The sequence below is a fragment of the Rhodanobacter humi genome (genome assembly GCF_041107455.1).
In the GTDB taxonomy this organism is placed as follows: domain Bacteria; phylum Pseudomonadota; class Gammaproteobacteria; order Xanthomonadales; family Rhodanobacteraceae; genus Rhodanobacter_A.
Genome location: NZ_JBGBPY010000001.1, coordinates 318,888 through 331,932 on the forward strand (window position 1 = coordinate 318,888; position 13,045 = coordinate 331,932).

Below are 13,045 nucleotides of genomic sequence, written 5' to 3' on the forward strand. Positions count from 1 at the left end.
CCTGCTACGGGTGATTCGAGGGAGAGACGGTGGCGGCCGGCACAGGGGCCGCGCCCGGTGTGGAGATGGTGGCTGGCAGTGGCTTGCGCAATGCCTCGGACGGGTCCGCGGAGCCCAGTTTCCCGTGCAGCGCATCCGATATCACCGCCGGGTCCAGGTGCTCGCGCACGGCGTTCGACATCGCCGCCGGGTCGAGTTTCCCGCGCAGCGATTCCGACATCGCCGCGGGATGGAAATGCTCGCGCACGCTGGGCGGCACCTGCTGGCCCAGCCAGATCGTGGCGCTCTGGAACGGCGGCAGCAGCAGTGAAGCCCGCCACGGCGGCTCGCGGGTGAACGTGGTGAACTGGCACAGGAACACCACCACGCACACCAGCAGCACGCCACGCGCCAGCCCGAACACCATGCCGAACAGGCGATCCGTGCCGGACAGGCCGGTGCTCACCAGCAGGCGATGGATCAGGAAACGCAGCAGCGCGCCCAGCACCAGCATCAGCACGAAGCACAGTGCGTAACCCGCGGCCACACGCAGCGCGGGATGGCTGATCACGTCCAGATGCGCGGACACCGTCGGCCCGAGCAGCCAGGCCACCCAGAACGCGGCGATCCAGATCACCAGCGCCAGCACCTCGGACACCAGGCCGCGCCACAGCCCGACCAGCACCGATAGGCCCAGCACGCCGAGTATCGTGTAGTCGATCCAGTTCATGCCCGGGTCCGCGCCAGTGTGCCGATCAGGGGACGTTGACCACGTTGCCGCCGATGCCGAACTTCGCCTTGATCTCGTCGCGCACGCGCTCGGCGTCGGCACGCTGGGTCTGCGGACCGGCGCGCACGCGCCACAGCTGCTTGCCGCCCGCGCTCACCGTGTCCACGAAACCGTCGAAGCCGCCCGCGCGCAGCTTGTCGCGCAGCGCATTCGCGTCGGCCTCGCTGCCCAGCGCAGCCAGCTGCACGGCGTAGCCGCCGGCGCGCGGCGGCGTGCCGGCGGCTGCAGTGGCCGGCGCGGCGCTCGTCGTGGTGATTGTCTTGACCGGCGTAGCCGCGATGTTGGAGTCGGCATGGCCCAAGCCCTCCACCAGCTTCGCCGGTACACCGGGGATGGCCTGGGTGATCTTCAGTCGCGCCGCTTCGGCACTGGTGCGCGAATCGAACGGGCCGGCGGTCACCAGGGTGAGCTGCTTGCCGGCCTGGGTGATGACGCGGGTGAGCACCGGATAGCCGAGCGAGCGCACGCGGCGCACCAGGTGATCCACGCTGTTCGCGTTGGCGTAGGCGCTGAGGTTGAGCACATAGAGCGCATGGTCCGCGGACGCGGATGCTGCCGGCGGCGTGGCCACCGGTGCCGGGCTGGGCGTCGCCGCCGGAACCGCGGCCGTCTTCGTCGGCGCCTTGGCGATGGGCGGCGTGGCGGCGGTGCCGCCCTGTCCCTGCAACGGGATCACCGGCTGCGACGGCGAGGCGCCGGAACCCATCACCGGCCCGGCCGGCGGCTGTGCCTTGGGCGCCGCCGCGTCGGTGCCCACGTCGGTGGGACGGCGCGAGGCGATGTTCACCGTGGCGAGCTGGTCGCCCTGCGCCGGCGTCGCCGCCGTGGTGGCTGGCGCCGGTGCCGCGGCACTGCCGGCCATGGCCGGTGCGCCCGGGGTCAGGCTCATGGTACGGGTCTGCAGGTTGCTGTCCTGCGCGGGTGGGATCGCCAGGCCTACGGACTGGTCGCTGGCGGTGGCCGGCGGCGGATTGCTGGAGAAGAACATCGGCACGAAGATGACGAGCAGGGCTATCAGGACGGCAGCCCCCAGCAGACGTGTTTTCAAGAGTTCGCTCCGCGGCGGCCGGCACGGCCCGCAATCCGGCGATTATACCTGCCCCGCTCCGCGCACCGCCCGCGGCTCACTGGTCGTGTTCAGCGATCACCGCCGCAGCCACGAAGAACGAGCCGAACGCGAGGATGCGTTCGCCCGGCCGCGCCGCCGCGCGCGCCGCCGCCAGTGCCGCGGCCACGTCGGCATGCCGGTCCGCCTTCGCCTGCGGCAGGGTCTGCTGCAGGACTTCCGCCAACGCATCCATCGCCAGACCGCGCGGGCTGGCGCCGTCCAGGCCGGCGAGGTGCCAGTGGGCGATGCGCGCGCCCAGCGCGGCGATCACGCCGGCCACGTCCTTGTCCGCCAGCGCGCCGTACACCGCATGGGTGTGCGCAGGCGGCTGTGCGTCCAGCCATGCGGCCAGCGCGCGCGCGGCCTGCGGGTTGTGGCCCACGTCCACGATCAGCGGTGGGTCGCCGCCCAGCGATTGCAGGCGCGCCGCCACGTGCGCATGGCGCAGGCCGCGGCAGACCGCGGCATAGGCATCCTGCGGCGCCAGCGGGCCGCCTTCGATCCACAGCGCATGCAGCGCGGCGATCGCCGCCGCGGCGTTCGCGATCTGCACCGGCGCGACCAGCGCGGGCATGGGCAGCTCCATCGCGGTGCCGTCGCGATGCTGCCAGCGCCAACCGTCCGCATGCCGTTCGGTGCGGAAATCCGTGCCCGCGCGTTCGACGCGCGCGCCGCTGGCGGCCAGCGCGTCGAGCAGGCCCTGCGGCGGATCGAGCTCGCCCACGATCGCCGGCCGCCCGGCACGGGCGATGCCGGCCTTCTCGCGTCCGATGCTGTCGCGGTCCGGCCCCAGCCACTCCATGTGGTCGAGGTCCACCGTGGTGATCACCGCGACATCGGCGTCGACGATGTTCACCGCATCCAGCCGCCCACCCAGGCCCACCTCGAGGATCGCCACGTCGAGCTGCGCGCGGGCGAACAGGTCGAGCGCGGCCAGCGTGCCGTACTCGAAATAGGTCAGCTGCGTGTCGCCACGCGCCACCTCGATGCGCTCGAAGCTGGCGACCAGCGCCGCGTCGTCCGCGTCACGGCCGGCTATGCGCACACGCTCGTTGTAGGCCAGCAGGTGCGGCGAAGTGAACGCACCGACGCGCAGCCCCGCGCCCTGCAGCATCGCCTCCAGCAAGGCCACGGTGGAACCCTTGCCGTTGGTGCCACCCACCGTGATGACCCGCCGCGCCGGTACCGGGGCGCCCATCCGCTGCCACGCGCCGCGCACGCGCTCCAGGCCCAGCGCGATGCTGTGCGGGTGGACCTGTTCCTGATAGGCCAGCCATTCGGCGAGGGTGCGTGACATGCTCGGACTTCGCGTGCTGCGGGAAGGCGCGCAGCTTAGAACCTCGCGCCCCTCGCGCACAGGGCGACGCCCTCAGAGCCTGTTCAATGTCTCCGCGTGGCCCGCGCCGGGAGCTGTTTGCGCGCAGGCCAAGGAAGAACGAGGGAGTGGACGTCCGTCCACGACCGAGTGATGACGCGGGGATGCGGGCAAACAGACCCGGCCCCATGGGTTGCCCACGAATGGCCACCATGCAGCAGCGCGCGGCTTGACCCCCGCTTTCGCGGGGGCAGGCTCTGCCAGCCAGGCAGGCGCTGCGCCACGCGCCACCACCCGACGGCCATTCGTGGGCAACGCGAGCTACGTGGAGACATTGAACAGGCTCTCAACCGAACGGATGGATGCCGCTGTAATGCAGCGCCATGTACATGCCGAACACGGTCCAGAACATCTTCTTCAGCGCCCGGGCGGACAGCAGCACCACGAGCAGGCCGAGCAGCAGCGGCGCGTGTTTCTCCAGCGTGCCGCGCAGGTCGTCGACGGTATTCATGGCGCCCTCCTCAAACCAGCGGACGGATGACTGCGTGCAGCGACCAGACCAGGCCGAAACCGATCGACGCACTGGAGAACAGGGCCAGCAGCAGCGGGAGTGCGTAGCGGTCCAGGGCATCGCGAATCGTGGCAATCGTGTTCATGGGGCATCTCCTTCGACCCGTGATTGGGTGCGAAGGAAATGCTCCGCCGACGCGCCGCCCCGCGGCAGGATCGATCGTCAGCGATCGCGAATGACAGCCGTCACCAAGGAGCCTGCGCGGCAGCCACATGTGTTCCTACCGCCCAGGCTCCAAGGGCGCCTTGCGCAGCCGCAGCGCATTGCTCACCACCGACACCGAGCTGAGGCTCATCGCCAGCGCGGCGATCATCGGCGACAGCACGAGGCCGAACGCGGGATACAGCACACCCGCGGCCAGCGGCACGCCGATGCCGTTGTAGACGAAGGCGAAGAACAGGTTCTGGCGGATGTTGCGCACCGTGGCCCGCGACAGTCTGCGGGCGCGCAGGATCGCGCCCAGCTCGCCCTTCACCAGCGTCACCTGCGCGCTCTCCATCGCCACGTCGCTGCCGTTGCCCATCGCGATGCCCACGTCGGCGGCGGCCAGCGCAGGCGCGTCGTTGACGCCATCGCCCGCCATCGCCACCTTGCGGCCCGCGGCGCGCAGCGCGTTCACCGCCGCCGCCTTGTCGGCCGGCGAGACCTCGGCCTGCACTTCGCCGATGCCGAGCCGCCGCGCCACCGCCTGTGCCGTGGTTGCGTTGTCGCCGGTGAGCATCACCACGCGCAGGCCGGCTGCCTTGAGCGCCGCGATGGTCTGCGCCGCCTCGGGCTTGATGCGATCGGCCACCGCGAGCAAGGCGGCGGGCACGCCACCCACGGCGAGATGCATCACCGTGGCGCCCTGCCCGCGCAGCGCCTCGGCGCGCGCGTTCGCCGCCGCGTCGAGTGCGATGTCGAGTTCGGCCAGCAGCTTCGCATTGCCCAGCGCCACCGCGGCGCCCTCCACGTTGGCGACCACGCCGCGACCGGTGAGCGCCTTGAACCCCGTGGCGACGAGCTTCTCCACGCCTTCACCGTCGGCAGCGCTGACGATGGCATGGGCCAGCGGATGCTCGCTGGGCCGCTCCAGCGCGGCAGCCAGCGCCAACAGGTATTCGCGCGGCTGGCCATTCAGCACCACCAGTTCGGTGAGCGCGGGCCGACCTTCGGTGAGCGTGCCGGTCTTGTCCACCACCAGGGTGTCGATGCCCTGCAGCGCCTCGATCGCGCCGGCGTCCTTGAACAGCACGCCGTGCTGCGCGCCGCGCCCGCTGGCCACCATGATCGAGATCGGTGTGGCCAAGCCCAGCGCGCAGGGACAGGCGATGATCAGCACCGACACCGCCGCGATCAGCGCATGTGCCAGCTGCGGCGACGGCCCCAGCAGCGCCCACGCCGCGAACGCCAGCACGGCCACCGCCACCACCACGGGCACGAACCACACAGCCACCCGATCGGCCAGGCGCTGCAGCGGCGCCTTGCTGCGCTGCGCCTGCGCCACCAGGTTCACGATCTGCGCCAGCAAGGTTTCGCCACCGACCTTGGTCGCGCGCATCACCAGCGCGCCGTCGCGGTTCAGCGTGCCGCCGGCCAGCGCGTCGCCCGTGCCCTTCGCCACCGGCATCGGCTCGCCGGTGAGCATGGACTCGTCGACATAGCTCTCGCCTTCGAGCACCGCGCCATCCACCGGCACCTTCTCGCCGGGACGCACGCGCAGGGTGTCGCCCGCGTGTACTTCGTCCAGCGACACATCGGACTCGCTGCCGTCGGCGGCGATGCGCCGCGCGGTCTTCGGCGCCAGTCCCAGCAGGGCCTTCAGTGCCGCGCCGGTGCGCCGGCGTGCGCGCAGTTCGAGGAAATCGCCCAGCGTCACCAAGGTGACGATCACCGCCGCCGATTCGAAATACACGCCCACGCGGCCGTGCATATCGCGGAAGCCGGCGGGGAAGATGCCGGGCAGCAGGAAGGCCACCGCGCTGTACGCCCAGGCCACGCCGGTGCCCAGCGCGATCAGCGTGTACATGTTCGGATGCCAGGGCTTCAGCGAACGCCAGCCCCGCGCGAAGAACGGCGCACCGCCCCACAGCACCACCACGGTGGACAGCAGCGCCTCGACCCAGCCCGCGATGCTTCCCCACGGCGATGGCAAGTGCCAGCCGAACAGGTGTGGCCCCATCGCCAGCAGGAATACCGGCACGGTCAGCACAACGAGCATCCAGAAGCGGCGCGTCATCGCGCGCAACTCGCCACCGTCGTCCTCCTCGGCGCTCGGCATCATCGGCTCCAGCGCCATGCCGCACTTGGGGCAGTGGCCGGGGCCGACTTGCTGCACCTCGGGGTGCATCGGGCAGGTGTAGATCGTGCCAGCCGTCGCCGGCGGCGCAGGCTCGCGTTCGCCCAGGTAGGCCGCGGGATCGGCCACGAACTTCTCGCGGCAGCGTGCCGAGCAGAAGTGGTAGTCGTGGCCATCGTGTTCGGCGTGATGCATGGCGGTTTGCGGATCGACCGTCATGCCGCAGACCGGGTCCTTCACTGTGTGGGCGTGGCCGCGGTGATCGTGACCGTGATGACCGTGTTCGTGGTGCGCATGGTCGTGATGCCCCTGCGGCACCAACGGAGCTGCGCCGGATGCACAGCAACCGGCAGCTGGCTTCGGCGCGGAAGCCAGATAGCGCGTGGGATCGGCATCAAACTTCGTCTTGCAGCCGGCGCAGCAGAAAACCGCCTCGCCACCCGCGTGCACGCTGCGATGCGACGCGTTGACCGGATCGACCGCCATGCCGCACACCGGATCGCGCCCCGTAGTTTCCATGCCCGCCGACGCCGGGGTGCAGCAACTGCCCTGCCCGCTCATGCCTGCCCCTCCTCGTCGCTCAGCGCACGCAGGATCGGGCACTCTTCCGGCTTGCCGTGGCCGGGGCAGGAAGCCACCAGCTGCGCCAGTCCGTCGCGCACGCGCTGCAGTTCGGCGATGCGCTGCTCGATCGCCGCCAGCCGCTGCTCGGCGCGCTGCTTCACCGCCTTCACGCCGCGCTGGCGATCCGCCGACAACGCCAGCAGCTCGCGGATTTCCTCCAGCGTGAAGCCCAGCTCCTTCGCGCGGCGGATGAAGCGCAATTGCGCGACGGTGCCCTCGCCGTAGCTGCGATAACCCGAGGCGCGCCGCAGCGGCTCCGGCAGCAGGCCTTCGCGCTCGTAATAACGGATGGTGTCGATGGCCACGCCGACGCGCTTGGCGACGGCACCGATGGTGAGGGACTGCGCTGGAGTGTTCATGGCACAAGTCTAGACCTTTGATTCAGGTCCAGAGTCAAGCGCAGTGCGAAACCGGTTACACCGGCAACGCCGTCGTCCGTTTCACCGTGCGCAACGCCAGCGTGGACTGCACGCGCACCACACCGGGCAGCTGGGTGAGGATGTCGGTGTGGATGCGCTCGAAGTCGGCGGCGTCGGCGTAGGCCACGCGCACCATGTAGTCGGCCGCACCGGCGAGCAGGCAGCACTCGGTGACTTCCGGGTGGCGCTGGATCGCCGCCTCGAACGCGTCCAGCGCGCTGCGACCTTGCTGGTCCAGTGTCACCAGCACGAAGGCGGTGCCCGGCAGGCCCACGGCCTTTTCGTCCAGCAGCATCACGTAGCGCGCGATCAGCCCGCGCTCCTCCAGCAGCTTCACCCGGCGCAGGCAGGCCGAGGGCGAGAGGTTGATCTGCTGGGCGAGCTCCAGGTTGGTCAGGCGACCGTCCTGCTGCAGCAGTTTGAGGATCGCGCGATCGCGCTCGTCGAGGGCTGGATCGGGATGCGGCATGGAATTTCAGTCACCAGGCATTTCACCGGCAAACATTCTACAAACAGACCAAGGCACGATTGAAATCGGCGAGAAATTGCGTGGCACGACGATCATACTGCCGCTCCATCGGCGTGCATTCCTGCCGGCCCGCTACCTCGCTTCCCAGCCAGAGACCTGTAGCCATGCGCATCGGTGTGCCGAAGGAAATCAAGAACAACGAGTTCCGGGTGGGCCTCGTCCCGTCGTCCGTGCAGGAACTGGTGCATCACGGCCACCAGGTGGTGGTGGAAGCCGGCGCGGGCCTGGGCGCGGGCATCAGCGACGCCGACTATGTCGCGGCGGGCGCCAGCATCGCCAGCGGCCCCGATCCGATCTTTGCCGAAGCCGACATGATCGTGAAGGTGAAGGAGCCGCTGGCGGTGGAGCGCAAGAAGCTCCGCAAGGGCCAGATCCTGTTCACCTATCTGCATCTCGCGCCCGATGCCGGGCAGACCCGCGACCTGGTCGCCTGCGGCGCCATCTGCATCGCCTACGAAACCGTCACCGCACCGAACGGCTCGCTGCCGCTGCTGACGCCGATGTCCGAGGTCGCCGGCCGGCTCGCCCCGCAGGTGGGTGCGCACTCGCTGGAGAAGGCGCAGGGCGGGCGCGGCGTGCTGCTGGGCGGCGTGCCGGGCGTGCCGGCGGCGGAAGTGGTGATCCTCGGCGGCGGCGTGTCCGGCACGCACGCGGCGATGATCGCCGTGGGCATGGGCGCCAAGGTCACCGTGGTGGACCGCTCGGCCGAGGCGCTGAAGCGCCTCGCCGCCCAGTTCGGCACCGCGATCTCCACCGTGTTCTCCAGCCGCTCCGCGATCGAGGAACTGGTGCGCCGCGCCGACCTCCTGATCGGCACCGTGCTGATCCCGGGCGCCGCCGCGCCGAAGCTGGTCACCCGCGCGATGCTCAAGACCATGAAACCGGGCGCGGTGATCGTCGACGTCGCGATCGACCAGGGCGGCTGCGTGGAAACCTCGCACGCCACCACCCACGCCGACCCGACCTACGTGGTCGACGGCGTGGTGCACTACTGCGTCGCCAACATGCCGGGCGCGGTGGCGCGCACCTCCACCTTCGCGCTGAACAACGTGACCCTGCCGTTCGCGCTGGCGCTGGCCAACCTCGGTTGGAAGCAAGCGCTGGCGCAGGACGTGCACCTGCGCCAAGGCCTCAACGTCTGCGAAGGCAAGGTGACCTGCGAGCCGGTGGCCGAGGCGCATGGCCTGCCGTACGTGAAGGCGGAAACCGCGATCGGGATGTAAGCCCCCGCGGTGCGACCGTTCCGCGATGGTCGCGGAACGGTCGCACCCACCCGTGCGTGGCTTTGGTGCATCAGTCCATCCGGATCGACGACCGAGCCCGGTGGCTCAGGCGATCATCCGCCTGCCGTAGCCGGTGGGCGTGATGCCCATGACCTGGCGGAACATGACGCAGAAGGCGCTGCAACTGGCGTAGCCGGCGTCACGCGCCACGCTCTTGATCGAAGCCCCTGCATTCAGCCGGCTCAATGCACGAGCCAGCCGCACGTGCTGCCGCCAACGCACGAAGCTCATCTTCAATTCGCTCTCGAAGAGCCGCGCCAGGGTTCGACTGCTCGCGCCGACCTGCTGCGCCAGCTGGTCGAGCGTATCGGTCCGGGAAGGGTCGGCCAGCAGACGGCCACACACCTTCCTCAACCGCGGATCCGACGGCGTGGGAATGTGGATGGCCGACTCGTCGGCACCGTGCAGCTCGTGCAACAGCAGCGGCAACATCATGTGCATGCGTTGCGCGTCCCTGGCCCCGTATGCGCCGACCATTGCCAGGATGAGCTCGCGGAGCAAATCCGTGATCGCCAGGATCCTGCAATGGTCGCCCAGCAGCGACCCCGCGGCTCGATCCAGATACAGCGTGCGTACGGCGACATGGCCTTCCATATGGATCTCGTGCGGCATCGCGGCGGGCACCCACAACGAACGCTGCGGCGGCACTATCCAGATGCCTTCGCGGGTCGTCACCTGCATCACGCCCGACGCAGCGTAGATGAGCTGTCCGCGCTTGTGCCGGTGCCGCGGGATGAGGCACCCCTTCGGATAATTCTTGGTCAGCGCGGTCGCCGGCCATGCCGTGGCCGAACCGGCACGTTGTCTGGAATGCGACACAGTATGGTCTCCTGTCGATATACGGACACCACTAGGCTGATTCTGGGCGAATGGCGACCTCACGGCAACGCGGCGTTTGCCCGGATTTCGCCGACACATCCGCGGCGCCGCTCGCGAAACAAGCACGACTGGAGACAATCCGATGAACGACCGTCCCATCTCGCGGCGCGCGATACTCAAGGCAGGCGCAGCCATTGCGGGGACGCTCGCGCTGGGCGAATGGCCCCTCCGCGCCGAAACCCGCGACGCCCCCGAACAACCGACCCTCGTCGTACTCTGGCTCAACGGCGGGCCGGCCGGCTTGTTCAACAGCGCGGACTCGTTCCTTGCCAGCGGCGCTTTCGGCGTAACCGCCGACAACGTCCGCCATCTCGACAATGGCCTTTGCGTCGATGCGGGTTCGTTTGGTGCGCTGCCCGAAACGGCCATGGCGCACATGGCGTCGATCGATTTCCGGCATGGCCTTTACCCCCATGCGGATGCACGGGCGGCGATGTTGGAGCGGGCTTCGCGCAGCCAGCTGCTGCGCATGGCTGCGGCCATGCCGGGCAAGGCCATCCGCTGCGCGGTGGTGAACAGTCTAGGCCTGCCGGTCGGGGTCGCGACGACGCCTCCGGCGGAAGGCCACATCACGCTGGAACGCATCGCCAGCCTTGACGATGCACGTGGGCACCTTCCCACCGTGCAGCTCAACGCCATCCGGAGCGCCTACGGCGTACCTGCCGTGAGCACCCTCATTGACAGCCAGTGCTCGACCTTCGCCGGCATCGAATCGCTGATCCATGCCGGCGTCGGCGTGATCTTCGCGCAACCGGCCTACACCGGACGGCCCGACCGGCAGTTCGACACGCATCACGACGACGTTGGGACGCTGGCGCGCGACATCATGGCCCCCATCACACCATCGCTGATCACCTTCCTCGACCGCGTGATGGCCTTGCCACGGCGCAATGTGGTGACGCTGCTGACCGGTGAATTCAGCCGGACACTGCCGGGCTCGGATCATGCGCCGGGCGGCACCGCAACGGTCATCGGCAAGTACGTCAAGACCGGCACCGCAGGACGACAGGGGCCTGGCGGCTCGCCGCCCGAACACGCAACATCGCCGGAAGGTCTCTGGGCCTACGTCGCGGCCGCCTTGCGCCTGAGCGGACCGGCGTCGTTCGGCCGCAATCCGCACCGCGAGCTGATCGCCTGAACCGGTGGCGCTGACAAAGAACCTCCGATGCGGAGCGATGCGGCGATAGCTCGCCGCCGAAGCAAATGCGCGACCGCTAGGCCACGCTATCTTCCGCCGCCACGAAGCCCCCGGTCTGGCGTTTCCACAGCCGCGCATACAGCCCATTGCGTGTGACCAGTTCGGCATGCGTGCCGGTTTCGACGATGCAGCCCTTGTCCAGCACCACGAGGCGATCCATGCGCGCGATGGTGGAGAGGCGATGCGCGATGGCGATCACCGTCTTGCCCTGCATCAACAGGTCCAGGCTGTCCTGGATCGCCGCCTCGGCTTCGGAATCGAGCGCGCTGGTGGCCTCGTCCAGCACCAGGATCGGTGCGTCCTTGAGCAGCACGCGGGCGATGGCGATGCGCTGGCGCTGGCCGCCGCTGAGCTTCACGCCACGCTCGCCCACCAATGCATCGAACCCGGTGTGGCCTTCGCCATCCAGCAACGTGGGGATGAACTCGTCGGCGCGCGCCTTGCGCACGGCGTCGGCAAGCTGCGCTTCGCTGGCGTCGGGCCGGCCATAGAGGATGTTGTCGCGGATCGAGCGGTGCAGCAACGAGGTGTCCTGGGTCACCACGCCGATCTGCGAGCGCAGGCTTTCCTGGGTCACCTGCGCCACGTCCTGGCCATCGATGGTGATCTGCCCGCCCTCGAGGTCGTACAAGCGCAGCAGCACGTTCACCAGCGTCGACTTGCCCGCGCCGCTCGGCCCCACCAGGCCGATCTTCTCGCCCGCACGCACGGCCAACTCCAGGCCCGCGATCACCCCGCCTTTCTTGCCATAGTGGAAATGGATGTCGTGGAAATGCACCGCGCCGCGGGTCACCTCCAGCGGCATTGCGCCCTCGCGGTCCTGCACCGCGCGCGGCTGGGCGATGGTGGTGATGCCGTCCTGCACCGTGCCCACGTCCTCGAAGATGCCGTTGACTACCCACATGATCCAGCCGGACATGTTGCTGATGCGGATCACCAGCCCGGTGGACAGCGCGATCGCGCCCACCGTCACCCGACCCTCGCTCCACAGCCACAATGCCAGCGCCGAGGTGCCGGCGATCAGCAGGCCGTTCAACGCGGTGATGCAGGCGTCCATCACGGTGGTGACGCGGGTCATGCGCCGGGTCTTCTCGGTCTGCTCGTCCATCGCCTCGGCCACGTAGGCTTCTTCGCGATGGCCGTGCGCGAACAGCTTCAGCGTGAGCACGTTGCCGTAGCCGTCCACAATGCGGCCCATCAGCTTGGAACGCGCCGCCGAGGCCAGCCACGAACGCTGCTTGACGCGCGGGATGAACAACGCCAGCGCGCCCACGTACAGCACCACCCAGACCAGCAGCGGCACGGCCAGCCAGGCATCGGCGTGCGCGAACAGCGCCGCCGCGCTGGCGGTATAGACCACCACGTACCAGATCGCGTCCACGATCTGCACCGCCGACTGCCGCAGGGAACTGCCGGTCTGCATGATGCGGTTCGCGATGCGCCCGGCGTAGTCGTTCTGGAAGAAGCCCAGGCTCTGGCGGATCACGTAGCGATGGTTCTGCCAGCGGATGCGGGTGGTGAGGCTGGGCACGATGGCCTGGTTCACCAGCAGGTCGTGCAGCGCGTTGAAGATCGGTCGCGCCACCACGATCACCAGCGCCATCCACAGCAGCTCGCGCCCGTGGCGCTGGAAGAAGTCCGCCGACGGCACTTCCTTCGCCAGGTCCACCACGCGGCCGATGAAGCCGAACAGCGACACCTCGATGCCCGCCACCATGAAACCCACCACGACGACGGCGAGGAACACCGGCCACACCTGGCGCAGGTAGAAGGCGTAGAAGCGCCCCACCGAGGCCGGCGGCATGCCGTCGACCGGTTCCTTGAACGGATCGATCAGGGATTCGAACCAGCGGAAGATCATGGGGAGCGCACATCATGCGGGGAGATGCCTAGCGTGGGTGCACGCCCGCCGGTTCGCAAGAGAGGGTGAGTCCTTCCTCGTCCGCACCCCTGCATGCAGCCGCCCTCCAAACGCGCAGCACACCTGTCCCAAAAGCCACCCAACCGCACGTGCGCCCCGGCTGAACGCCAGCCCCGCTTGCACGACCCCGCCGATTGACCACCCGCGACGT

The 13,045-nt window shown here is 69.3% G+C and carries 12 protein-coding genes; 2 read left to right on the forward strand and 10 right to left on the reverse strand.

Going from position 1 to position 13,045, the window contains the following annotated elements:
- Window positions 1-4: 4 nt before the first annotated feature.
- The 8 genes from AB7878_RS01490 to AB7878_RS01525 all read right to left on the reverse strand — a co-directional run bounded on the left by AB7878_RS01490 (window position 5) and on the right by AB7878_RS01525 (window position 7,553).
- Window positions 5-709 carry a CvpA family protein gene (locus AB7878_RS01490; RefSeq protein WP_369492654.1) on the reverse strand — a complete coding sequence of 235 codons (705 nt, stop codon included), beginning with the start codon at window positions 707-709 and terminating at the stop codon, window positions 5-7.
- Window positions 710-734: 25 nt separating this feature from the next.
- Window positions 735-1,817 carry an SPOR domain-containing protein gene (locus AB7878_RS01495; RefSeq protein WP_369492655.1) on the reverse strand — a complete coding sequence of 361 codons (1,083 nt, stop codon included), beginning with the start codon at window positions 1,815-1,817 and terminating at the stop codon, window positions 735-737.
- 76 nt (window positions 1,818-1,893) lie between these two features.
- The gene (gene folC, locus AB7878_RS01500) at window positions 1,894-3,234 is read right to left on the reverse strand and encodes a bifunctional tetrahydrofolate synthase/dihydrofolate synthase (RefSeq protein ID WP_369492656.1); all 1,341 of its coding nucleotides are present in this window, start codon (window positions 3,232-3,234) and stop codon (window positions 1,894-1,896) included.
- 304 nt (window positions 3,235-3,538) lie between these two features.
- Complete coding sequence (locus AB7878_RS01505; protein WP_369492657.1) at window positions 3,539-3,703, reverse strand: hypothetical protein; 165 nt, start codon at window positions 3,701-3,703, stop codon at window positions 3,539-3,541.
- 10 nt (window positions 3,704-3,713) lie between these two features.
- Window positions 3,714-3,848, reverse strand: a complete 135-nt coding sequence (locus tag AB7878_RS01510) for a hypothetical protein (RefSeq protein WP_369492658.1) — start codon at window positions 3,846-3,848, stop codon at window positions 3,714-3,716.
- Window positions 3,849-3,983: 135 nt separating this feature from the next.
- Window positions 3,984-6,602, reverse strand: a complete 2,619-nt coding sequence (locus tag AB7878_RS01515; RefSeq protein ID WP_369504047.1) for a heavy metal translocating P-type ATPase — start codon at window positions 6,600-6,602, stop codon at window positions 3,984-3,986.
- Window positions 6,599-7,024 carry a MerR family DNA-binding protein gene (locus AB7878_RS01520; RefSeq protein ID WP_369492660.1) on the reverse strand — a complete coding sequence of 142 codons (426 nt, stop codon included), beginning with the start codon at window positions 7,022-7,024 and terminating at the stop codon, window positions 6,599-6,601. Before AB7878_RS01520 ends, AB7878_RS01515 begins: the two co-directional genes overlap by 4 nt.
- 55 nt (window positions 7,025-7,079) lie before the next feature.
- Complete coding sequence (locus AB7878_RS01525) at window positions 7,080-7,553, reverse strand: Lrp/AsnC family transcriptional regulator (protein WP_369492661.1); 474 nt, start codon at window positions 7,551-7,553, stop codon at window positions 7,080-7,082.
- A gap of 164 nt (window positions 7,554-7,717) precedes the next feature.
- Here AB7878_RS01525 and ald point away from each other — a divergent pair, with 164 nt between their 5' ends.
- On the forward strand, window positions 7,718-8,836 hold the full coding sequence (ald, locus tag AB7878_RS01530; protein WP_369492662.1) for an alanine dehydrogenase: 1,119 nt from the start codon (window positions 7,718-7,720) through the stop codon (window positions 8,834-8,836).
- A 105-nt stretch (window positions 8,837-8,941) separates the two neighbouring features.
- On the opposite strand, the gene AB7878_RS01535 is transcribed toward ald, so the two are convergent.
- Window positions 8,942-9,715 carry an AraC family transcriptional regulator gene (locus tag AB7878_RS01535; RefSeq protein WP_369492663.1) on the reverse strand — a complete coding sequence of 258 codons (774 nt, stop codon included), beginning with the start codon at window positions 9,713-9,715 and terminating at the stop codon, window positions 8,942-8,944.
- A 142-nt stretch (window positions 9,716-9,857) separates the two neighbouring features.
- Here AB7878_RS01535 and AB7878_RS01540 point away from each other — a divergent pair, with 142 nt between their 5' ends.
- Window positions 9,858-10,913 carry a hypothetical protein gene (locus AB7878_RS01540; RefSeq protein ID WP_369492664.1) on the forward strand — a complete coding sequence of 352 codons (1,056 nt, stop codon included), beginning with the start codon at window positions 9,858-9,860 and terminating at the stop codon, window positions 10,911-10,913.
- 76 nt (window positions 10,914-10,989) lie between these two features.
- Here AB7878_RS01540 and AB7878_RS01545 read toward each other — a convergent pair whose 3' ends face one another.
- On the reverse strand, window positions 10,990-12,831 hold the full coding sequence (locus AB7878_RS01545) for an ABC transporter ATP-binding protein (protein ID WP_369495698.1): 1,842 nt from the start codon (window positions 12,829-12,831) through the stop codon (window positions 10,990-10,992).
- Between the last annotated feature and the right edge of the window lie 214 nt (window positions 12,832-13,045).